The organism is Ralstonia condita (assembly GCF_958405655.1).
Classification (GTDB): Bacteria; Pseudomonadota; Gammaproteobacteria; order Burkholderiales; family Burkholderiaceae; genus Ralstonia; species Ralstonia condita.
Genome location: NZ_CATYWO010000002.1, coordinates 673571 through 695505 on the forward strand (window position 1 = coordinate 673571; position 21935 = coordinate 695505).

General features: G+C 66.7%; 18 protein-coding genes. 9 read left to right on the plus strand and 9 right to left on the minus strand.

Annotated features, from left to right (window positions below):
• Positions 1-109 precede the first annotated feature (109 nt).
• The 4 genes from R2N03_RS09650 to R2N03_RS09665 form a co-directional block, all read right to left on the minus strand.
• Positions 110-1414 carry an MFS family transporter gene (locus tag R2N03_RS09650; RefSeq protein ID WP_012430002.1) on the minus strand — a complete coding sequence of 435 codons (1305 nt, stop codon included), beginning with the start codon at positions 1412-1414 and terminating at the stop codon, positions 110-112.
• Between the two features lie 183 nt (positions 1415-1597).
• Complete coding sequence (locus R2N03_RS09655; protein ID WP_012430003.1) at positions 1598-2818, minus strand: MFS transporter; 1221 nt, start codon at positions 2816-2818, stop codon at positions 1598-1600.
• A gap of 99 nt (positions 2819-2917) precedes the next feature.
• Entirely contained in the window at positions 2918-3754 is an 837-nt protein-coding gene (locus tag R2N03_RS09660; protein ID WP_012430004.1) for a GntR family transcriptional regulator, read from the minus strand.
• Between the two features lie 164 nt (positions 3755-3918).
• On the minus strand, positions 3919-4470 hold the full coding sequence (locus tag R2N03_RS09665) for a winged helix-turn-helix transcriptional regulator (protein WP_012430005.1): 552 nt from the start codon (positions 4468-4470) through the stop codon (positions 3919-3921).
• Positions 4471-4603: 133 nt separating this feature from the next.
• On the opposite strand from R2N03_RS09665, the gene R2N03_RS09670 reads away from it, so the two are divergent.
• The 4 genes from R2N03_RS09670 (at position 4604) to modA (ending at position 7664) form a co-directional block, all read left to right on the plus strand.
• Positions 4604-5182: a GNAT family N-acetyltransferase gene (locus R2N03_RS09670; RefSeq protein WP_012430006.1), complete on the plus strand. Its 579-nt coding sequence runs from the start codon at positions 4604-4606 to the stop codon at positions 5180-5182.
• A 238-nt stretch (positions 5183-5420) separates the two neighbouring features.
• A complete protein-coding gene (locus R2N03_RS09675; protein WP_012430007.1) occupies positions 5421-5855 on the plus strand; it encodes a VOC family protein in 435 nt (144 codons plus the stop codon).
• A 50-nt stretch (positions 5856-5905) separates the two neighbouring features.
• Positions 5906-6778, plus strand: a complete 873-nt coding sequence (locus tag R2N03_RS09680) for a LysR family transcriptional regulator (RefSeq protein ID WP_012430008.1) — start codon at positions 5906-5908, stop codon at positions 6776-6778.
• Positions 6779-6878: 100 nt separating this feature from the next.
• A complete protein-coding gene (modA, locus tag R2N03_RS09685; RefSeq protein WP_316657352.1) occupies positions 6879-7664 on the plus strand; it encodes a molybdate ABC transporter substrate-binding protein in 786 nt (261 codons plus the stop codon).
• Positions 7665-7668: 4 nt separating this feature from the next.
• On the opposite strand, the gene R2N03_RS09690 is transcribed toward modA, so the two are convergent.
• Positions 7669-8967, minus strand: coding sequence for an MFS transporter (locus R2N03_RS09690; protein ID WP_012430010.1), 1299 nt, complete (start codon positions 8965-8967; stop codon positions 7669-7671).
• A gap of 161 nt (positions 8968-9128) precedes the next feature.
• Between R2N03_RS09690 and R2N03_RS09695 the strand changes: the two genes are divergently transcribed.
• The 5 genes from R2N03_RS09695 (at position 9129) to R2N03_RS09715 (ending at position 15563) form a co-directional block, all read left to right on the plus strand.
• Positions 9129-9770 (plus strand): TetR/AcrR family transcriptional regulator, encoded by a 642-nt coding sequence (locus R2N03_RS09695; RefSeq protein WP_012430011.1) that lies wholly within the window; start codon positions 9129-9131, stop codon positions 9768-9770.
• 131 nt (positions 9771-9901) lie between these two features.
• The gene (locus R2N03_RS09700) at positions 9902-10873 is read left to right on the plus strand and encodes an AAA family ATPase (RefSeq protein ID WP_316657353.1); all 972 of its coding nucleotides are present in this window, start codon (positions 9902-9904) and stop codon (positions 10871-10873) included.
• Between the two features lie 12 nt (positions 10874-10885).
• The gene (locus tag R2N03_RS09705; RefSeq protein WP_316657354.1) at positions 10886-11959 is read left to right on the plus strand and encodes a DUF58 domain-containing protein; all 1074 of its coding nucleotides are present in this window, start codon (positions 10886-10888) and stop codon (positions 11957-11959) included.
• The gene (locus R2N03_RS09710; protein WP_316657355.1) at positions 11956-13980 is read left to right on the plus strand and encodes a transglutaminase TgpA family protein; all 2025 of its coding nucleotides are present in this window, start codon (positions 11956-11958) and stop codon (positions 13978-13980) included. Before R2N03_RS09705 ends, R2N03_RS09710 begins: the two co-directional genes overlap by 4 nt.
• 512 nt (positions 13981-14492) lie before the next feature.
• A complete protein-coding gene (locus R2N03_RS09715; protein WP_316657356.1) occupies positions 14493-15563 on the plus strand; it encodes a collagen-like triple helix repeat-containing protein in 1071 nt (356 codons plus the stop codon).
• Between the two features lie 94 nt (positions 15564-15657).
• On the opposite strand, the gene prpF is transcribed toward R2N03_RS09715, so the two are convergent.
• From prpF to prpB, 4 genes are all read right to left on the minus strand, one after another.
• A complete protein-coding gene (gene prpF / locus R2N03_RS09720) occupies positions 15658-16845 on the minus strand; it encodes a 2-methylaconitate cis-trans isomerase PrpF (protein WP_316657357.1) in 1188 nt (395 codons plus the stop codon).
• The gene (gene acnD, locus R2N03_RS09725; RefSeq protein ID WP_316657358.1) at positions 16842-19439 is read right to left on the minus strand and encodes a Fe/S-dependent 2-methylisocitrate dehydratase AcnD; all 2598 of its coding nucleotides are present in this window, start codon (positions 19437-19439) and stop codon (positions 16842-16844) included. The genes prpF and acnD overlap by 4 nt, the downstream gene beginning before the upstream one ends.
• Positions 19440-19754: 315 nt before the next feature.
• Positions 19755-20924 (minus strand): bifunctional 2-methylcitrate synthase/citrate synthase, encoded by a 1170-nt coding sequence (gene prpC, locus R2N03_RS09730; RefSeq protein ID WP_012430018.1) that lies wholly within the window; start codon positions 20922-20924, stop codon positions 19755-19757.
• A gap of 36 nt (positions 20925-20960) precedes the next feature.
• Complete coding sequence (gene prpB / locus R2N03_RS09735; RefSeq protein ID WP_316657359.1) at positions 20961-21857, minus strand: methylisocitrate lyase; 897 nt, start codon at positions 21855-21857, stop codon at positions 20961-20963.
• Positions 21858-21935: the final 78 nt, after the last annotated feature.

A 21935-nucleotide genomic window follows, 5' to 3' on the forward strand; every position in this document is an offset into this window, starting at 1 on the left:
CACGCTGTATGGCGGGGTCGGCACAGGACTTTGGTACGACGTGTTTGTCGTCCGCCGGCGCTCCGCTGCAAACGGAGCGCCACGCATCGGCACACGGTACCCGGCCGGGTTACGGCTCGTTGCGCAGATACCCTTCCTTGCTCGGATCCGGCATGAAGTACGTCACCACCAGCGACAACGCGCACAGCGCAGTCACGTACCAGTAGAACGTCGGCTCGGTACCGGCCTTCTTGAACCAGAGCGCCACGTATTCGGCTGAACCGCCGAACACCGCGTTGGCAATCGCATACGACAGGCCGACGCCCATCGCGCGCACTTCCGGCGGGAACATCTCGGCCTTGATCAGGCCGCTGATCGACGTGTAGAAGCTCACGATGGCCAGCGCCACCGTGATCAGGCCGAAGGCCGCATAGGGGCTCGACACCGTGGCCAGCGCATGCATCAGCGGGACTGTGCCGAGCACCGACAACACGCCAAAGAACAGCATCGAGGTGCGCCGGCCAATGCGGTCAGACAGCGCCCCGAACACCGGTTGCAGCACCATGTAAACAAACAGCGCCGCCGTCATCACGTTGGAAGCCACCTTGGTGTTCATGCCCGCCGTGTTGACGAGGTACTTCTGCATGTACGTGGTGAACGTGTAGAAGATCAGCGAGCCGCCGGCGGTAAATCCGATCACACGGAGGAATGCGCCCTTGTGCTGCCAGGCCCCGCGAATCGTGCCGGCGCCCTTGGCGGTGCGCGACGCAACGGTCTGCGTTTCCTGCAGCGACTTGCGCAGGTACAGCGAGACCAGCGCCGTCAGCGCGCCCACTGCAAACGGAATGCGCCAGCCCCAGGCCTTCAGCTCGGCCGTGGTGAGCAACTGCTGCAGGACGACAAGCACGAGCAGCGCGCACAGTTGACCGCCGATCAGCGTCACATACTGGAACGATGCGAAGAAGCCGCGACGGCCCTTGAGCGCGACTTCGCTCATGTAGGTCGCGCTGGTGCCGTACTCGCCGCCCACCGACAGGCCCTGGAACAGGCGTGCGAGCAGGAGGATGAACGGCGCGAGCGCGCCGATCTGCGCATACGTCGGCACCACGGCGATCACGAGCGAGCCACCGCACATCATCAGCACCGAGATCATCATCGCGGCGCGCCGGCCGTGCTTGTCCGCAATGCGGCCAAACAGCCAGCCGCCAATCGGCCGCATGAGGAAGCCCGCTGCGAACACGCCGGCCGTGTTCAGGAGCTGCGTCGTCCTGTCGCCGCTGGGGAAGAAGGCCGGCGCGAAGTACAGCGAGCAGAACGCGTAGACGTAGAAGTCGAACCATTCGACGAGGTTGCCCGACGAGGCGCCGACGATGGCAAAGATGCGGCGGCGCGTGTCGTGCGGGTCGACTGCGTGCGGGGTGGCAGTGGTATCCATGGGAGCGTCTCGGTATGAGTGTTCTTGTGGGGCAGCCTAAGCTGAGGCTCAGGATTGTAACGACATGTATGGCAATGCCGCGCCCCGTAATTGCCCCGATGGGAGGGATGACGCGTTGCTGGGCGCGCGCAGGCGACGCAGAAACGGGTACGGCGGTTGCTTGCGCGGCCGCGCGCGTCACGCTCAGTGTGCGCCCAGCCGCGCGTTGAACAGTGCCCGCAAGCCCAGTGCCACCAGGGACGCCGACGCGCAGAACGTCATCAGGCCCGACCAGCGTCCGGCATTCCACGCCAGGCTTGCACCGTAAGCCCCTACTGACATGCCGATGAACAATGCGGTCATGAACACTGCATTGATGCGGCTGCGCGCTTCGGGGGCCAGCGCGTAGATGATGGTCTGATGCGAAACCAATGCCGCCTGCACGCCCACATCGAACACCAGGGTGCCGATCACGATGGCGATGAGCGACTGCGGGAACATCGCCATCGAGGCAAACGTGACCGCCATCAGCAGCGCGCCGCCGGCAGCGATGCGGCCCGGCGCCACGCGACCCGACAGCCGGCCCGCAATACTCGCGCCAAGCGCCCCTGCGGCGCCGGCCAGCCCCAGCAGGCCGGCTTGCCCCGTCGACAGCCCCAGGGAACGCGTCAGATGCAACGCAACCGTCGACCAGAATCCCGAGAACGCGATACCGATGAACGCCTGTGTCAGCGCCGACGCACGCAGGCGCGGATGCTGCATGAACAGCGTGCCCAGCGAGCGCAGCAACGTGAAGTACGGCTGCCGCGTGGCAGGTGTCACGCCAAAATGGGATGCCCGCACGGCGATAGCCAGCCCGACGATGGCCACTGCCGACACGCCAAACGCCGCCCGCCAGCCGAAGTGGTCTGCCACGATGCCGCTGAACACGCGTGAACTGACGATGCCGATCAAAAGACCGGTCATTACCGTGCCGATGTTGCGATTGCGGTTGTGGTCCGTGCTGATGGCGGCGGCGCTGGGTACGAAGTCCTGCGCGATGGTGGCCGACAGCCCGATCGCAAAGCCCGCGGCCGCCAGCAGCGGCAGGTTGGGTGCCAGGCAGCTGCCGATGAGCGCCAGCGTCAGCAGGACCGCCTTCCACAGGATCACGAGGCGGCGGTCGTAGCGGTCGCCCAACGGCCCGAAGAAGAAGATGCCGCTGGCGTAGCCTGCCGCCGTGAGCGTAGGCAGCACGCCCAACGCATTTGGCGCGATGTTCAGGTCGCGGCTGATCAGACCGAGCAGCGGGTGGTTCAGGTAGATGCACGCCACACTGATACCCGCACCGGCAGTCAGCAGGCGGATGAGCCCTTGCGTGTCACTGTGGGTGGCCGCGGGCGCAGTGGTGGCGGAAGGTGTAGGGGACGCAGGCGAGGCCGACATGGGAACCTCTTTGGAAGATTGTTGCATCGCAACGAAGCGGCGATGCTAACAACTTTCCAGCGGGCTTGCAGACGGCCAATAACCTTGCCGCCCGTGGTGTCAGCTGTGCTCGATGCGGCCCGCCGCGGCGGGCGTTGGCACGTCTTCCACGTCCTCGCTGTGGCCGCCCAGCACATCGTGGCCTGCGTTGTCGATCCACAGGCGGGCACGGTCCTCCCCAACACGCGAGAGCTCCATGCGGTATTCGTAACGGTCAGGCCGGTACAGGCCCTGCAGCAGTTGAACGGGGCGCCCGCTCATCTCACGCACGATCCGTTGCACGGAAAGCAGCGGCGCGCCCACTGCCACATCCAGGTACTGCGCAGTCGCCACATCCGCCAGGCGGGCCGAGACCACTTGCGACGCGCGGTCGATGCGCACGCCCGAGCCCTCGATCAGCCGCAGCAGCGACTGGTTTGCCAGCCGATCGAGCGTGAGCTTGCTGGTGACGTCCAGCGGCAGCCACGTAGTGATGAGCGCCATGGGCGTGTCTTCCAGGTGGCGCACGCGCACGAGCTTCTTGACTGGCGTGCCGGGCGCCACCTCGAGGCATTTGGCCTCGTCGGGCGGCGCCAGCACATCTTCGAACTCGACCACCACGGCGGAGGTGCGCTCGCCCACGTCGATGATGTTCTGCAGCAGCGTCTGGCCAGCGCTACCCTGCGCCGCCGGATCATCGGGCTTGACCACGAAGGTGCCCATGCCCCGATGCCGGCGCACCAGCCCTTCCTTGACGAGGTAATCGAACACGCGCCGCATCGTGACGCGCGACGCACCGAATTGGCGGGCGAGCTCGATCTCGCCCGGCATCGGCCCATCCCCGAACTTGCCTTCGAGAATCTGCTGGCGCAGGACGACGTAAATCTGGTGGTAAAGCGGTACCACGGCATCGGGCATGGCGGTCGTGGGTCCGGGGCGCGGAGCGGCTCGAGGTCGGAAAGGGCGGCCGCCAGAGGGGGCGGCCAGGCGCGGGAGGAACGGATTAATAGGCGGCCGTCAGCAGGCATTCACCCATCTATTCGCGACGATAGGGGGTTTTGGTGAGTGTGTAAAGTTGTGACTTATTCGTCGGCCGCAGACGTGTCTGCGGGGGCGGGTGCCGTGGATGCCGGGTCGTTGCCGTGACCATAACGCGGGTTCGGCTCGCGCATCGAATTCTTGGGCGCGACCGGCTCGCCCAATGCATTGACCAGCGCCACGTGAATCGGCGTGCCGCTCTCGCGATCGCGCAGCAGGATCGGGCCTTCACCGTCGGGCGTGAGATACCGGTCGCCCCACTGCATCAGCGCCACGATGGCGGGCAACAGATCGACGCCCGCGCGCGTCAGCTTGTACGCGTCGCGTACGCGGTCGCCCGGCTCCTGGTAAGGCACGCGGCGCAGGATGCCGTACGTCACCAGCGCCTTGAGCCGCGACGACAGGATCGCCGACGAGCACCCCGTGCGGCGCAGGAACTCATCGAAACGCGTAACGCCCGAAAACGCTTCGCGCAACACCAGCAGCGTCCATTTCTCACCGACGATCGACACCGCGGCCGCGATGGAACAGGGCGGATCCATCGACGGCACCAGGTCGGACGCCGGCGTGGTGGAGAGAGTCTCGGGTGTCTTCATGAAAAAAAGGATAGACCACTAACTTTATTTGCAAAAGCCAGGGTTTCTGCTAAGCTGAGTTCAAATTGAAAAGCCAGGCGGCGATCCCGTTCTGGCGGTCAAGCATCACGATCCATCGCGTGAGGAGATCCCCATGCTGTACACCATCCACCGCTACCCCGCCGAATGGATCGACCGCTGGACCATGCATGACGGCTCCGTCGCCACCGTGCGCCCGATTTTGCCGCAAGACGCGCCGCTGGAGGCCGCGCTGGTAGAGGGATTGTCGTCTGAGTCCCGCTATGCGCGCTTCCTGGTCGGCGGCGGACGGCTCTCCGACGAGATGCTGAGCGCCTACACCCAGATCGATTACGTCAGCCATATGGCGCTCGTGGTCAGCGTCGCCCGGCCAGACGGCACGGGCGAGGACCTGATCGCAGATGGCAGGTTCGTCATCGAAGACGGCGTGGCCGAATTCGCCATGCTGGTGGCCGATGCCTGGCAGGGCAAGGGCGTCGGCCGGCGCCTGTTTGCCACGCTGGTGCGCGCGGCCCGGGTGTCGGGCGCCCGAGAGGTCTTCGGCGAAGTGCTGGCCACGAATCGCCGCATGATCGGACTGGCCCGCGATGCGGGTTTCCGGCTTGCCAATGTGCCTGGCGATGCAACCGTTTGCACCGTGCGGCTACCGCTGGCGCAGGCGGAAGCCGCCGTGACGCCGTTCGTCTTCGTCTGAAGCGTGCCGTTCGTGCGCGCCCGTCCAGGCGGGTGCGCTTACCGTGTGTCTCTTTCGCCGCCGCTGAGCGGCTTCTTTTTTGTGCGCATGCATCGAAATTTGTGTTGCTCAGCGCAAAAAAACATCGCTTTTTCGCCTGGATGGATGCCCTTAGACTCAGCCGCGTGGCCTGGTGCGTGGGTGGCCCCCCCACTTGCGTGCCGGTGCCGCACCCCTTCCACCATTCCGCCTGTGCCCCATGAGCGACGTCACGCCTGTCCTTGCCCCTTTTCACCTCGCGTTCCCGGTGCACGACATTGCCGCAGCACGCGCGTTCTACGGTGGGGTCCTCGGCTGTCCGGAGGGCCGCAGCGCGCCGGACTGGGTCGATTTCAATTTTTACGGCCATCAGATCGTCGCGCATCTGGCACCCGAGGAGGCCGGCCATCGCAAGACCAGCGCCGTCGATGGTGACGCCGTGCCGGTGCGGCATTTCGGCGTCGTACTGTCCATGCCGGAGTGGGATGCCGCCGCCAACAAGCTGCGCGCTGCGGGCGTCGACTTCATCATCGAGCCGCACATCCGCTTCAAGGGCGAGGTGGGCGAGCAGGCCACGATGTTCTTCCTCGATCCGTCGGGCAACGCGCTGGAGATCAAGGCATTCGCCAACATGGCATCGCTGTTCGCCAAGTGACGAGCGCGGGCGCGCGTATGCTCGGGTTTTCGCATTGATGCGCGCGCCCCATGCTCCGAGAACTCAAAACCTTCATTGCGGTTGCGCGGCACGGCACGTTCGCCGGCGCGGGCGAGCGCATCGGCCTCACGCAATCTGCCGTCAGCGCGCAGATTCAGCGCCTGGAAGCATCGCTGGGCTTCCAGTTGTTCGACCGCACCGGCCGCTCGGCCACGCTCAACGCGGCCGGGCGCGATGCACTCGCGCAGGCCGAACAGATCGTCACCCTGTACGACCGCCTGGGCGACCAGGCCAGCGGCAACGAGCAGCGCGGCCTTGTGCGCATCGGCGCGATCGCCTCGGTGCAGGCGTCCTTCCTGATCGATGCATTGGTGCGGTTCCGGCTGGAGTTTCCGCATTGCCGCACGCGCATCGTGCCCGGCGTGTCGCTGGATCTGCTCGGCCTGGTGGATGCAGGTGAGATCGACATGGCCGTGCTGATTCGCCCGCCGTTTGGCGTGCCGGCGGATCTTGAATGGCGCACGCTCGTTGCCGAACCGTTCGTGCTGCTCGTGCCCGACAGCGTGCCGGGTGATGACTGGCGCGTGCTGCTTGGACACCAGCCTTTCATTCGTTACGACCGCCGCTCGTTCGGAGGCCGCCGCGTCGACCAATTCCTGCGCGACCAGCACATCACCACGCATGACGTGATCGAGCTGGACGAGCTGCAAGGCATGACGCAGCTCGTCGCGCGCGGACAGGGCGTGGCGCTTGCACCGCAGACTGCCGCCCAGGGCGCATGGCCGCCCGGCGTGCGGGCCATCGACCTGGGCAACGACACGTTCACCCGCGAGATCGGCCTGATCGAGCGCCCGCGGCATAGCCGCCAGCCCATCGCCGGCCGCCTGGCCGATTGCATCGACGAGGCCGCCCGCGCGCCATGACGCGCATGTGATACCCGGCATGGCGCGGGGTGACGTTGACCAACCGTTATATCGGCTCGTATATTACGCCCCATCTTTCCTTTACGGAGCCGGGTATCTCATGCCGTGTTTCTCGCTGAGGTTCGCGTTTCGGGCGCCGATGCGCGCCGCGGGGTGGGTGGCTGCGCTGTCGCTGGGGCTGGCCGCGCCGGCTCATGCGGCGGAACTTGTGGTGTCAGCCGCCGCGAGCCTGACCAACGCATTCAAGGCAATTGCGCAGCAATACGAAGCGCAGCATCCGGACACCAAGGTCGTGCTGAACTTCGGAGCGTCGGACGTACTGATGCAGCAGATCGCGCGCGGCGCCCCGGCCGATGTGTTTGCCTCCGCCGATCAGCAGGCGATGGACAAGGCCGTGGCCGAGAAGGTGATCAAGCCCGAATCGCGCCACGACTTCGTGGCCAACCAGCTCGTGCTGATCGTGCCCGCCACGGGCACGGTGCCCGTGCATGCGCTGGCTGATCTGACCCGGCCCGAAGTGAAGCGCGTGGCGATCGGCAATCCGGCATCGGTGCCGGTCGGCCGCTATGCCAAACGTGCGCTGGATGCGGCCCAGCTCTGGGAGCCGGTCTCGGCCAAGGCGGTGCTGGCGCAGAACGTGCGCCAGGCGCTGGACTACGTATCGCGCGGCGAGGTCGAAGCCGGCCTGGTGTTCTCCACCGATGCCGCCATCGCTGCCGACAAGGTGAAGGTGGCGAGCGCCGTGCCGCTGAATGTGCCGCTCACCTACCCGATCGCCGTGACGTCGGGCACGAAGCAGCCGCAACAGGCGACCGACTTCGTGGCGTTTGTGATGTCGCCTGCAGGGCAGGCGGTGCTTGCCAAATACGGTTTCCTGAAGCCCTGATCGATCAGGCCGTGGCCGGCTGGCCGGCACGCCCGGCGTCCTGCTTGGGCGTGCGATGAATGCGCAGCACCAGGAAGGCGCCGGCCACGCACAGACCGCCGGAGATCATCGACGACAGCGTGTAGTTGCCCAGCGAGGCGCGCATCATGCCCGCACCCAGCGTCGCGAACGCCGCGCCCAGTTGGTGGCCGGCCACGATCCAGCCGAACACGATGGGCGCGGCGGCCTTGCCGAACACGTCGTTGGTCAGGCGCACGGTGGGCGGCACGGTGGCGATCCAGTCCAGCCCGTAGAAGATGGCAAACACGGGCAGGCCGAAGAATTCGAAGCCGAACGCATACGGCAGGTAGATCAGCGAGAGCCCGCGCAGGCCGTAGTACCAGAACAGCAGCACGCGGCTGTTGTAACGGTCGGACAGCCAGCCCGACAGCGTGGTCCCGACCAGGTCGAAGATCCCCATGGCCGCCAGCAGGCTCGCGCCCTTCACTTCAGAGAACCCGTGGTCCGCGCACATGGCGATGAAGTGCGTGCCGATGTAGCCGTTGGTGCTTGCGCCGCAGATGAAGAAGCTCGCGAACAGCAGCCAGAAGTCGCGCTTGCGCATGGCCTGCACGAGCGTCTGCATGGCCAGCGAGATGGGGTTGGCGCGCGGGCCCTGGCTGGTTTCCGGCGCATCGGCGGGCTCGCCATAGGTGCGCAGGCCCACGCTCCTGGGCGACTCCGGCAGCAGCAGCGCCACGATCGGCAGCAGCAGCGCCAGCGCACCCGCCACGATCAGCACCACCGGGCGCCAGCCGTAGTGCTCCACCACCGCCGCCATCATCGGCAGGAACACGAGCTGGCCCGTAGCCGAGCTGGCGGTGAGAATCCCCATCGCCAGGCCCCGGTGCGACGTGAACCAGCGGTTGACCACCGTCGCGCCCAGGGTGATGGCTGCCACGCCGGTGCCGCCGCCAACCATGACGCCCCACAGCAGCACCATCTGCCACGGCTCGTGCATCATCGCCGAGAGCGCCGTGCCCGACACCAGCACCGCCAGCGCGCCGAGCACGGTGGGGCGGATGCCGAAGTACTGCATCGACGCGGCCGCAAACGGGCCCGTCAGTCCATACAGCGCAATGCCGATCGAGATGGCCAGCGAGATCGTGCTGCGGCTCCAGCCGAACTCGTGCTCCAGCGGCAGCATCATCACGCTGGGCGTGGCGCGGGTGCCGGCCGCACACAGCAGGATCAGGAACACGACGGCCAGGGCGATCCAGCTGTAGTGAAAACGTGGGGCGATGAGGCGGGCAAGTCGCTGCATGGGGTGTCCGTTTCTTGTTGTGGCGGCAATGACTTTTTCGTTACCGACCGGTAACAACGTGGTTGCGATAGTAGGTACCGATCGGTAACATGTCAAGCAGCATCGAATGTCACTGGCGCGGCCGGGGTTTGCCCCGCTGCCGTGCCTGCAGGAGCACCATCATGGCAGCACGCGGCCCACGCACCGTTTCCACCGTTGAACAACCCAAGCCCGGCCCGCGCCGCATCAGCGGTGAAGACGCGCACGCCAGCCTGCTCGAGGCGGCGCGCCAGCTGTTCTACTACGAAGGCGTGCGTGCCGTGGGCGTCGAGGCCGTGGTCGAGAAGGCCGGTGTCAACAAGATGAGCCTGTACCGCCAGTTCAAGTCGAAGGACGACCTCGTGCTCGCGTACCTGGAGCGCAGCGACGAGAGCTTCTGGGGCTACTTTGACAACAGCATGGCCAAACACCCGGATGACGCCCGTGCGCAGCTGCTGCAGTTCTTCATCGATGTCTCGGAAAGGGCGTCGCGCCCGGGTTATCGCGGTTGCCCGTTCGTGAACGTGGCGGCCGAGTTTCCCGATCTGTCGCACGCCGCGCGGCAGTTCGTCCAACGCAACAAGGCGCGGCTGCTGGCGCGGCTGCGCGAGCGTGCCGAAGCCGCCGGCGCCGCCGACCCCGATGCGCTGGCCGACGATCTGGCCTTCCTGATCGAAGGGGCGTACACCGCCAGCCAGACCTTCGGCACCGACGCACCGCGCCTCATCAAGTGCCTGCCGCGCACGGCCCGCGTGCTGCTCGATGCCAACATCCCGGCGCGCTGATTGGCGCAGCGTTTGCTGAAGCGTTGTCGGCGCGTGTTGTAGCGGCGGCACCCCGCCCAAACATGGGCAAGCCGGTTCCACACGATGCCGCTACACTCGCTGGCATTGTTGCTCTGGCCGCACCTCATTCGATGACGCCCAACCAAGTTCCGCTTTCGCCCGTACGCACGGCGCCGGCCGCCGGCATGCAGCCGTCGTCTTTGCCTGCCGCGCTCCTGCAGGCGCAACGCGCGCTCGATCGCATCGTGCTGGGCAAGACGCTGCAGATCCGGCTGGCGCTGGCGTGCCTGCTGTCTCGCGGGCACCTCTTGCTCGAAGACTTGCCGGGGGTGGGCAAGACCACGCTGGCGCACGCACTGGCCCGCACGCTCGGCCTGCAATACCAGCGCGTGCAATTCACCAGCGACCTGCTCCCCGCTGACCTGATCGGCGTGTCGATCTACGTGAAAGAGAAGGGCGCCTTCGAGTTCCATCCGGGCCCGCTGTTCGCGCAAGTGGTGCTGGCCGACGAGATCAACCGCGCCACGCCCAAGGCGCAGAGCGCCCTGCTCGAAGCCATGGCCGAAGGGCAGGTCACGCACGATGGCGCGACGTACCCGCTGCCCGAACCGTTCTTCGTGATCGCGACGCAAAACCCACTCAACCAGATCGGCACGCATCCGCTGCCCGAGTCGCAGCTCGACCGTTTCACGATGCGGCTATCGCTCGGCTACCCCGATCAGCATTCGGAGCGCGCGCTCTATCTGGGTGGCGGCGCGCGGCAGGACATCGAGCCGGTGCTGACCGCCGCACAGGTCGTCGCATTGCAGGCCGGCGCGGATGCCGTGCACGCGGCGCCGGCGCTGGTCGACTACGTGCTGGCACTGGTCAACGCCACGCGCACCGACGCGCAGGTGCAGATGGGCCTGTCGCCGCGTGCGGGGCTCGCGCTGCTGGCCGCCGCACGTGCGTGGGCTCTGATCGACGGCCGCGACGCGGTGTTGCCCGAAGACGTGCAGGCCGTGTTCACGGCCGTGGCCGCGCACCGGCTGCTGCCCACGGGTGGCACGCTTTCGGCGACTGCCCTGGCGCAGCGGCTGCTCGATACCGTGGCCATCCCCTGAGCGGTGGGCGCCATGGCGCGTGTCGCTTCCGTGCTGGCGGTGCCGCTGCGCGCGCTGGGTGCCGGGCTGGCTGCGTTGCCGGGCGTCCGCCTGGCGCGGACGCGCGTGCAGCGCTTTCTGCAGCGGCCGCGCACGCCGCTTGAAGGCCGCATCCGCCTCGACCGCAATCACGTCTACATCCTGCCCACCGGAGCGGGGGCCAGCTTTGCGTTGCTGCTGATCGTGATGCTGCTGACTTCCCTGAACTACAACGTGAGCCTGGGCTTCCTGCTGACGTTCGTGCTGGCAGGCGTGGCAGCCTCCGCCATGTGGCAGACGCATCGCAACCTGGTGGACCTGGAGGTGCGCGGCGCAGTGGGCGAAGCCGTCTTCGCGGGGCACGCACTGAACGTGAGTGTGGCGCTGGCCAACGTCACGCCGTGGGCGCGCGTCGGGGTGGACGTGAGCGCGCGCGAGGCCGCCGCGGTGGAGACGTCGCTCGATGCGCGGGATGCCATCGTTGCGGCGCTGTCATTCGCGGGGCAGCCTCGCGGGTGGTTCCGCCTGCCGCGCCTGACGGTGTCGACGCGCTTTCCGCTCGGACTGTTCCGGGCGTGGAGCTATGCCGATGCCCCGCTCACCCTCCTGGTCTATCCCGCGCCCGAGCCCGCTGCGCCGCCGCTGCCCGCGAGCTTCGTGCCCGACCCGGGCGAAGAGCCCAGCGCGACCACCCCCCGTACCCACGTCGAAGACGCCGTCGATCAGCTTCGCCCCTACCGTCCTGGCGACCCGCTGCGCAGCATCGCGTGGAAGCACAGCGCGCGGCTGGACACCTGGATGAGCCGCACCGGCCAGCAGGTGCACCACGCGCAGTGTGTCCTCGCGTGGGATGCGCTTCCAGCGTCGATGCATGTGGAGCAACGGCTGTCGCGGCTGTGCGCCTGGGTGCTGGCCGCGGAGCAGGGCATGGCCGGCGAAGCACCGGAATACACGCTGAGTCTGCCCGGTATCACGCTCGGTCCGTCGCGCGGCCCGGCGCATCGGGATGCCTGCCTGCGCGCATTGGCGCTGTGGGGCAAGCCGGCCATGCCGGAGGACGCGTCGTGAGCCTTGCGACCGGGACTCCCGTGTTCGGCCCGACGCGCGCGCTCACGCACCGCGAGCACGGCTGGCTGATCGCTCAGCTTGCGATTGTGCTGGCCCCGCTGCTGCGCGCGCTCCCTCTGGTGACATGCGCGGTGTTCGGGGTGCTGCTGCTCCTGCGCACGCTGTTGTGGGTGCGCCGCGCACCGTTGCCGGGTAAATGGGTGCTGGGGCTGACCGGCCTCGCCACGCTGCTCGTCACGCTGGCGCTGGCCCTGCGCACCGGCGGCAATATCGGGCGCGACCTCTCCGTGGCCCTGCTGGGCGCGTTTCTCGTGCTCAAGCTCATGGAATCACACACCGTGCGCAACGGCATTCTCGTGACGCAGTTGTGCTGCTTCCTGCTGCTCTCGCAGGTGCTGTTCGACCAGCCGCCGTGGCTGGCCGCCACCATGCTGGCGACGGCGGCGCTGTTGCTGCGCAACTGGCTGCTGCTGTTGCATCCACAGGCGCGCCTGCGCGTCTCGCCGGTGCGTGTGCTGATCCGCTTGGTCGCGATGGGCCTGCCGTGCGCGGCGGTGCTGTTCCTGCTGTTCCCGCGCCTGGACCACCCGCTCTGGAGCCTGCCGCGATCCGCCGAAACCGGCACCAGCGGTATCTCCGACCGCATGGCACCGGGTTCGATCGGCCAACTGATCCTGTCGGACGAACTCGCCTTCCGTGCCGACTTCAGCGGTACGCCGCCCCCGCTCGACACGCTCTATTGGCGCGGCATGGTGTTGTGGCGTTTTGACGGCCAGGCATGGACTGCCGTCTCGATTCGGCAGCGGCCTGCGCGTGGGGGCGTACCCGATTCTGCGGACAGCGCAGGCGCCGCGCCCGACGCCGTCAACTACAACATCACGCTGGAGGCGACGCACCAGCGCTGGCTGTTCGCACTCGATCGTGGCGTGTCGATCGACGCACGCGACGACATTGGCCGCAGTATCGATACGGAGTTCATCAGCAAGCAGCCGCTCGACCAGCGGATGCGCTACCACGCGCGTTCGCGCCTGCCCGATCGCAATCGCGTGGACGATGCACAGCCGCTCGATCCGTTCACGCAGCAGTTGGCGCTCGCGCTGCCGCCCGGCAACCCGCAGGCACGCGCGCTTGCCGCGCAGTGGGCCGGGTTGCCGCCCGCCGAGCGTGTGTCGGCCGCACTCAGGCTGTTTGGTCGCGCCCCGTTTGCCTACACGCTCCAACCCGAGCCCCTGCAGGGCCAGCAGATCGACGATTTCCTCTTTCGCACACACCGCGGCTTCTGTGAGCACTACGCGGGCAGCTTTGTCTTCCTGATGCGCGCGGCGGGCGTGCCGGCACGCGTGGTGGTGGGCTACCTCGGCGGCGAGGTGAACGCCATGAGCGGCGACATCATCGTGCGTCAGTCCGATGCGCACGCGTGGGCGGAGGTGTGGCTGGCTGGCCGCGGCTGGGTGCGCGTGGACCCGACCGCCGCCGTCGCGCCGCAGCGCGTCGAGCGCGGGCTGGCCGCCGCCGTTCCCGCCAGCGAGTTCCGCTCGCGCCGCGTGGAGGAGCCCACGTGGCTGCGCAGCGTGCGCTGGGGGCTGGACGGCCTCATCAGCGGCTGGAACCGCTGGGTGCTCGGCTACGACCGCACTCGGCAGGCCCAGCTGTTCGCATGGCTCGGCCTGGATGCCGCCGACCCGCGTGCGGTCCTGTGGGGTGTGTCGGCGATCTTTCTGCTGGCCGCATTGCCCCTGTTGTGGCAGCAGCGCAAGCCCAGGCTTGATCCGGTGCAGGCGCAGTGGCAACGTCTGTGCGACCGCCTGGCACGGCACGGATGTGCACGCGGTCCGGCGGAAGGGCCCATCGCCTACGCCGAGCGTGCCGCCGCGCAGTTTCCAGCAGCGGCACCAGCGCTGCGACAGGCCGCCGCCGGCTATGTCGCCCTCCGCTACGGCCGTGACGATGGTGACGCTCGGGCGCGGGCGCAGCGTTTCACCGAGTGGCGCACTGCCCTCGCGCGAGTCCGCCTGCGCTAACGTCGTCACGCTGTCGATCCGCCCAAAGAAGCTGCCCCAGGTGCGGGCAGGTTTGCGGTTGCTCGCGTGTGGTGGCCCCAAGGGGCGGCAAGCGACACCGTTACAGCACGCCACCACGTTGATCCGCTCGCGCCGCCCGCAGCGCGCCTGGCCTGCCTGTCAGTTCGTCTCCCGCCGCCACGAGGCGACGGGCAGCCGGGCGGGGGAATGCGTGCCGATTATGTAACGCAGATAAGGTAATTTAGATGTGGCACTCGAAACATAATCGATTTTTCAGCGTGGATTCGCGAACGTTTGCGGTGTCGTATTGGCTGGGCTGGCGGGATGCGATCGCCCCGCAGTGCCGCCTGTGGCGTGCCACCGCAGCGTTTGACAATGTTTGCAATCAAACAGCAGCCCGCTGAATAGACTGCATTTCAAGCCGATATCAGTGAATGCGTGGGCATCTGAAACGCGACGGGGTTGGCTCAGTCGGCGCATGATTCTGCGCATTTTTGAAACGGGAGGCTGATATGAAGACAAAACATCGTGGTGCACTGCTGTCTGCCACGCTCGCCGGGCTGCTGATTCTGGGCGGTTGCGCCAGTTCCGGCTCCGGCGACATGAGCGGGACGAGCGGCTCGAGCGGCGACGGCAGCTCGGCCAGCAGTGGCGGAGGCTCAGGGTCGACCGGCTCGGGCGGAACGGCCACGACGGCATCCAACACCCCCACCGGCACCGTCGCCTACAAGAGTGGCGGCGTGCTGACGGCCTCCGGCGGTGCGATCAGCAGTCTGGGTTCCACCATTGGCAGCAGCAACGTACCCAGTGCGTCCGCGCTGGGCAGCGTCGTCGGCGGTGTCGGCAGTACGGTTTCCGCGCTCGGCACGGGCGTGCAGTCCGGTCTGGGCAGCATGGGCACGAACCCCAACCCGGTCGGCACCACCGTGTCGAGCACCGGCAATGTCGTGACCGAAGCAGGCAAGACAGTTGAAGCCACCGGCAGCCTGGTGAGCGGCGTGGGGTCGGGTCCGCTGCAGCCGCTGTCGCCGGTGACGACGCCGGTGGGCGGCGGGGTCTCGCAAGTGGGTCAGGCGGTGGCCAACGCGGGCGGCACGCTGGGCACGGCCTTGTCGACGGGGCCGGTGGAACAGGTGACGCAGCAGGTCAGTTCTGCCGTGGTGCCGCTGACGTCGCAAGTGACCACCGCCACGCAGACGCTGGGCAACAGCACCGGTCTGGGTACGCCTGCCAAGAACCTGCTGGAGATGGTAGGTGACGATGTCGCCAACGCGGGGACATCATTGACCGCCACGAACGCACCGGTCGTCTCCGGCCTGGGCGGCGTGGTCACGGCGACGGGCAACACGGTAGGGGCCCTCGGCGGCCTGTTGGCTGGCGGTAGCACCTCGGGCAGTCCGTTGGCTCCGATCACGAATGCGTTGGGCGGGTCGCCAACCGCTGGCGGCACGGCGCCGATTGGCTCGCTGGTCACCAGTGTGGGCACGTCCGTCACGTCCACGGGCGCCGGCACGCCGCTGGCACCTGTGACGGGCACGGTGGGCGGCGCACTGACCACCATCGGCGGAGCCCTGCCGCACTGAGCGCGGCCCTGCAATGCAAATGGGCCAGCAAGGCTTGCCCATCACCAAGCCGTTCATGCGCGAGCTGAACGGCTTGTTTCTTTGTTGCTCCGGCTCAGGCGCCCGGCACGCGCACCCAGCCTTCCATCAACACGCGTGCGCTGCGGCTCATGATGGCCTTGGTGACCGTCCATTCGCCGTCCACCAGCTTGGCCTCCGCGCCCACGCGCAGCGTGCCCGACGGATGCCCGAAGCGCACCGCACCACGTTCTCCGCCGCCGGCCGCCAGGTTGACCAGCGTGCCAGGAATGGCCGCTGCCGTACCAATGGCCACCGCCGCCGTGCCCATCATCGCGTGGTGCAGCTTGCCCATCGACAGCGCGCGCACCAGCAAGTCCACATCGCCCGCGCCGACCTGCTTGCCGCTCGACGCCACGTAGTCCTTCGGCGGTGCGACAAACGCCACCTTCGGCGTGTGCTGCCGCGTGGCGGCTTCGTCGATGCTCTTGATCAGCCCCATGCGCACCGCGCCGTGCGCGCGGATGGTCTCGAACATCGCCAGCGCCTTCGCATCGCCGTTGATGGCGTCCTGCAGCTCGGTGCCGGTGTAGCCGATGGCCTCTGCGTTGATGAAGATCGTCGGGATGCCCGCGTTGATCATCGTCGCCTTGAGCGTGCCCACGCCGGGCACGTCCAGGTCGTCGACGAGGTTGCCGGTGGGGAACATCGCGCCGCCGCCGTCACCGTCTTCCTCGGCTGCGGGGTCGAGGAATTCGAGCTGCACTTCCGCCGCCGGGAAGGTCACGCCGTCCAGCTCAAAGTCGCCCGTTTCCTGCACCGCGCCGTTGGTAATCGGCACATGCGCAATGATGGTCTTGCCGATGTTGGCCTGCCAGATGCGGATGATGGCGGTGCCGTTCTGCGGTACACGGCTCGCATCGACCAGCCCGTTGCTGATGGCGAACGGGCCGACCGCTGCGGAGAGGTTGCCGCAGTTGCCCGACCAGTCCACGAACGGCTTGTCGATGGAGACCTGGCCGAACAGGTAATCCACGTCGTGGTCCGGGCGCGTGCTCTTGCTGAGGATCACCGTCTTGCTGGTGCTCGACGTGGCGCCGCCCATGCCGTCGATCTGCTTGCCGTATGGGTCGGGGCTGCCGATCACGCGCATGAGCAAGGCGTCGCGAGCAGCGCCGGGCTGCTGTGCTGCCGGCGGCAGGTCTTGCAGACGGAAGAACACGCCCTTGCTGGTGCCGCCACGCATGTACGTGGCGGGAATCTTCACTTGCGCGGGGTGGCTCATGCTGCCTCCTTCGAAGACTCAAGGAAGTCCTGCGCAAAGCGCTGCAGCACACCGCCGGCTTCGTAGATCGAGACTTCCTCGTCGCTGTCCAGACGGCACGTGACGGGCACTTCCACGCGTTCGCCGTTCTTGCGGTGGATGACGAGCGTGAGGTCTGCACGCGGCTTGCGTTCGCCGATCACGTCATACGTTTCGGTGCCGTCAATGCCCAGCGTCAGGCGCGTGGTGCCCGGCTTGAACTCCAGCGGCAGCACGCCCATGCCGATCAGGTTCGTGCGGTGGATGCGCTCGAAGCCTTCGGCCACGATGGCTTCCACGCCAGCCAGGCGCACGCCCTTGGCGGCCCAGTCACGCGAGCTGCCCTGGCCGTAGTCGGCACCGGCAATCACGATCAGCGGTTGCTTGCGGTCCATGTAGGTCTCGATGGCTTCCCACATGCGCGTGACCTTGCCTTCGGGCTCGATGCGCGCCAGCGAACCCTTCTTCACCACGCCATCCACCACGGCCATCTCGTTGATGAGCGTCGGGTTGGCGAAGGTCGCGCGTTGCGCGGTCAGGTGATCGCCGCGGTGCGTGGCGTACGAGTTGAAGTCCTCTTCCGGCAGGCCCATCTTGGCGAGGTATTCACCGGCGGCGCTGCTGGCCAGGATGGCGTTGGACGGCGAGAGGTGATCGGTCGTGATGTTGTCGCCCAGCACGGCCAGCGGGCGCAGGCCCTTGAGCGTGCGTTCACCAGCCAGTGCGCCTTCCCAGTACGGCGGGCGGCGGATGTAGGTGCTCTGCGGGCGCCAGTCGTACAGCGGGCTCACGTTGGCAACAGACGCGCTGCGCTGCTCGAACATCGGGATGTACACCTTGCGGAACTGCTCCGGCTTGACGGCCGCACGCACGATGGCGTCGATCTCTTCGTCGGTCGGCCACAGGTCCTTCAGCAGGATCGGCTTGCCGTTGGCATCGGTGCCGAAGCTGTCACGCTCGATGTCGAAACGTACCGTGCCCGCAATCGCATAGGCCACCACCAGCGGCGGGGATGCGAGGAACGCTTGCTTGGCATACGGGTGGATGCGGCCGTCGAAGTTGCGGTTGCCCGACAGCACGGCCGTGGCGTACAGGTCGCGGTCGATGATCTCTTGCTGGATCTTCGGGTCCAGTGCGCCGCTCATGCCGTTGCAGGTGGTGCAGGCAAACGCGACGATGCCGAAGCCGAGCTTTTCGAGTTCGTGCTTGAGGCCGGCTTCTTCCAGATACAGCTCAACGGCCTTGGAGCCCGGCGCCAGCGAGCTTTTCACCCACGGCTTACGCGTCAAGCCCAGGCGATTGGCGTTGCGCGCCAGCAGCGCGGCGGCAATCACGTTGCGCGGGTTGCTGGTGTTCGTGCAGCTCGTGATGGCCGCGATGATGACCGCGCCATCCGGCATCTGGCCCGGCGTTTCTTCCCACTTGCCGGCGATGCCCTTGGCGGCCAGGTCGGTCGTTGCCACACGCGCGTGCGGGTTGGACGGGCCGGCCATGTTGCGCACCACGCTCGACAGATCGAAGCGCAGCACGCGTTCGTATTCGGCGTGCTTGAGCGTGTCGGACCACAGGCCCGCGGTCTTGGCATACGTCTCGACCAGCTTGACCTGCTCGTCGGTGCGGCCGGTCAGGCGCAGGTAGTCGAGCGTGTTGTCGTCAATCGAGAACATCGCCGCGGTGGCGCCGTACTCGGGGGCCATGTTGGAGATGGTGGCGCGGTCGCCCAGCGTCAGCTTGGATGCACCTTCGCCGTAGAACTCAAGATACGCGCCCACCACCTTCTGCTTGCGCAGGAATTCGGTCAGCGCCAGCACGATATCGGTGGCGGTGATGCCGGGTTGGCGCTGGCCGGTCAGCTCTACGCCGACGATGTCCGGCAGGCGCATCCACGAGGCGCGGCCGAGCATCACGTTCTCGGCTTCCAAGCCGCCCACGCCGATGGCGATCACGCCGAGTGCATCCACGTGCGGCGTGTGGCTGTCGGTGCCGACGCAGGTGTCGGGATAAGCCACGCCGTCGTGCGCCTGGACGACGGGCGACATCTTCTCCAGATTGATCTGGTGCATGATGCCGTTGCCCGCCGGGATCACATCGACGTTCTTGAACGCGAGCTTGGTCCAGTCGATGAAGTGGAAGCGGTCTTCGTTGCGGCGGTCCTCAATGGCGCGGTTCTTGGCGAAGGCATCGGGGTCGAAGCCGCCGCACTCCACGGCCAGCGAGTGGTCGACGATCAACTGCACCGGCACCACCGGATTGACCTTGGCGGGGTCGCCGCCCTGGTCGGCAATGGCGTCGCGCAGGCCGGCCAGATCCACCAGCGCGGTCTGGCCCAGGATGTCGTGGCAGACCACGCGCGCCGGAAACCACGGGAAATCCAGATCGCGCTTGCGCTCGATGAGTTGCTTGAGCGAGTCGGTGAGGGTGGCGGGGTCGCAGCGGCGGACCAGGTTTTCGGCCAGCACGCGTGACGTGTAGGGCAGCTTGTCGTAGGCGCCTTGTTTGATGGCTTCTACAGCTTCGCGAGCGTCGAAGTAGTCGAGCTTTGTGCCGGGGAGGGGCTTTCTGTGGGTGGTATTCATGGTGCTTGTGCCTGCCTGGTGTTCGGTCTGCGGTTGATGCTGTTGTGCATCCGCCGGTTTCGTCCCCTGCCGGGGCCGACTCACTTTCTTTGTCTTGCCAAAGAAAGTAAGCAAAGAAAGGCGCGCCCGAGATGGCGACTTCCCCTTGAATTTATGTAACCGGGCGGAGACGGGGAAAACTCGCTTCGCTCAGACAGTTCCCCGTCTTTTTTCCGCCCGCTTACAGAAATTCAAGGCGCCATCCAGGGCAGGAACGTCAACGGCCACACCGTCGGTGGGTTTGCGTTGACGTTCTTTTTTTTGCTTTCCTACTTCTTACGGGCGCTTGCTGATCGGCACGAACTTCAGGTCATCCGGGCCAGTGTAGTTGGCGCTCGGGCGGATGATCTTGTTGTCGATGCGTTGCTCGATGATGTGCGCTGCCCAGCCCGACGTACGCGCGATCACGAACAGCGGGGTGAACATCGCGGTCGGCACGCCCATCATGTGGTACGACACGGCGCTGAACCAGTCCAGGTTGGGGAACATCTTCTTGATGTCCCACATCACGGTTTCCAGGCGCTCGGCAATGTCGAACATCTTGGTGTTGCTGGCTTCCTTCGACAGCTTCTTCGCCACTTCCTTGATGACCTTGTTACGCGGGTCGGACACGGTGTACACCGGGTGGCCGAAGCCGATCACGACTTCCTTGGCTTCGACGCGGCGGCGGATGTCGGCCTCGGCCTCGTCCGGGGTGTCGTAGCGCTTCTGGATTTCGAACGCGACTTCATTGGCGCCGCCGTGCTTCGGACCGCGCAGCGCACCAATCGCACCGGTGATGGCCGAGTAGATGTCCGAGCCCGTGCCGGCAATCACGCGGCCGGTAAATGTCGATGCGTTGAACTCGTGTTCGGCATACAGGTTGAGCGAGACGTGCATGGCATCGACCCACGACTTGGGCGGCTCCACGCCGTGCAGCAGGTGCAGGAAGTGGCCGCCGATGGAGTCGTCGTCCGTTTCGACTTCGATGCGCTTGCCGTTGTGGCTGTAGTGGTACCAGTACAGCAGCATCGAGCCGAGCGATGCCATCAGGCGGTCGGCAATGTCGCGTGCGCCGGGGGTGTTGTGGTCGTCCTTCTCGGGCAGCACGGTGCCGAGCACCGACACGCCGGTGCGCATCACGTCCATCGGGTGGGCAGAGGCCGGCACCCATTCCAGCGCAGCCTTCACATTGGCGGGCAGGCCGCGCAGTGCCTTCAGCTTGGTCTTGTAGGCGGCCAGTTCGGCCTTGTTCGGCAGCTTGCCGTGCACCAGCAGGTGCGCGACTTCTTCAAATTCGCAGGCGGCTGCCAGGTCGAGGATGTCGTAGCCGCGGTAGTGCAGGTCGTTGCCGGTGCGGCCAACGGTACACAGCGCAGTGTTGCCCGCCGTCACGCCCGACAGGGCGACCGACTTCTTCGGCTTGAAGGCGCCGGCGTTCGGGGTGCTGTTGTCTGCTTCGCTCATGAGAGGTCTCCTTGGATTCGTAGCGTGGGGTGGGCGTTATTTCTTGGCGGCAAACAGCGCGTCGAGCTTGTCTTCGTACGCGTGGTAGCCGAGATATTGATACAGATCGGCGCGGGTCTGCATGGTTTCGACAGCCGCCTTTTGCGTGCCGTCACGCATCACCGTCTGATAGAAGTTGAGCGCGGCCGCGTTCATGGCGCGGTAGGCGCCGCAGCAGTACAGGGCGATGTCGACGTTGGCGCTGCGCAGCTCGTCGGTGGTGAACAGCGGCGTGCTGCCAAACTCCGTCAGGTTGGCCAGGATGGGCACCTTCACGGCGGCCTTGAAGCGGCGGTAGTCGTCCAGCGTCTTCATGGCTTCCGGGAAGATCATGTCCGCGCCGGCTTCCACATAGGCCACGGCGCGCTCGATGGCCGCGTCGATGCCTTCGGAGGCGGCCGCATCGGTGCGCGCCATGATGACGAAATCGTCATCGGTGCGGGCATCCACGGCGGCCTTCACGCGGTCGACCATTTCATCGGTCGACACCACTTCCTTGCCCGGGCGATGGCCGCAGCGCTTCTGGCCAACCTGGTCTTCCAGGTGCACCGCCGCCACACCGGCCTTGATGAACGAGCGGATCGTGCGCGCAATGTTGAAGGCGCCGCCCCAGCCGGTGTCGATGTCGACCATCAGCGGAATCTGCACGGCATCCGTAATGCGGCGGGCATCGATCAGCACATCTTCCATCGTGCTGATGCCCAGGTCCGGAATGCCCAGCGAGTTGGCGGCCACGCCGCCGCCCGACAGGTACACGGCCTTGAAGCCGGTCTGCTCGGCCATCTTGGCGGCATAGGCCGTGATGGCGCCCACCACCTGCAGCGGTTGGGATTCGGCCACCGCCTGGCGGAACTTGGCGCCCGCGCTGGCGGGCTGACGTTTGGTTGTGCTCATGGGTGCTCCACAAAGAATGGCTCTATAGAGCAGGAAGCGGGCCACCTGCGGGCCGGCGCCTAACCCGTTGATTTGTAT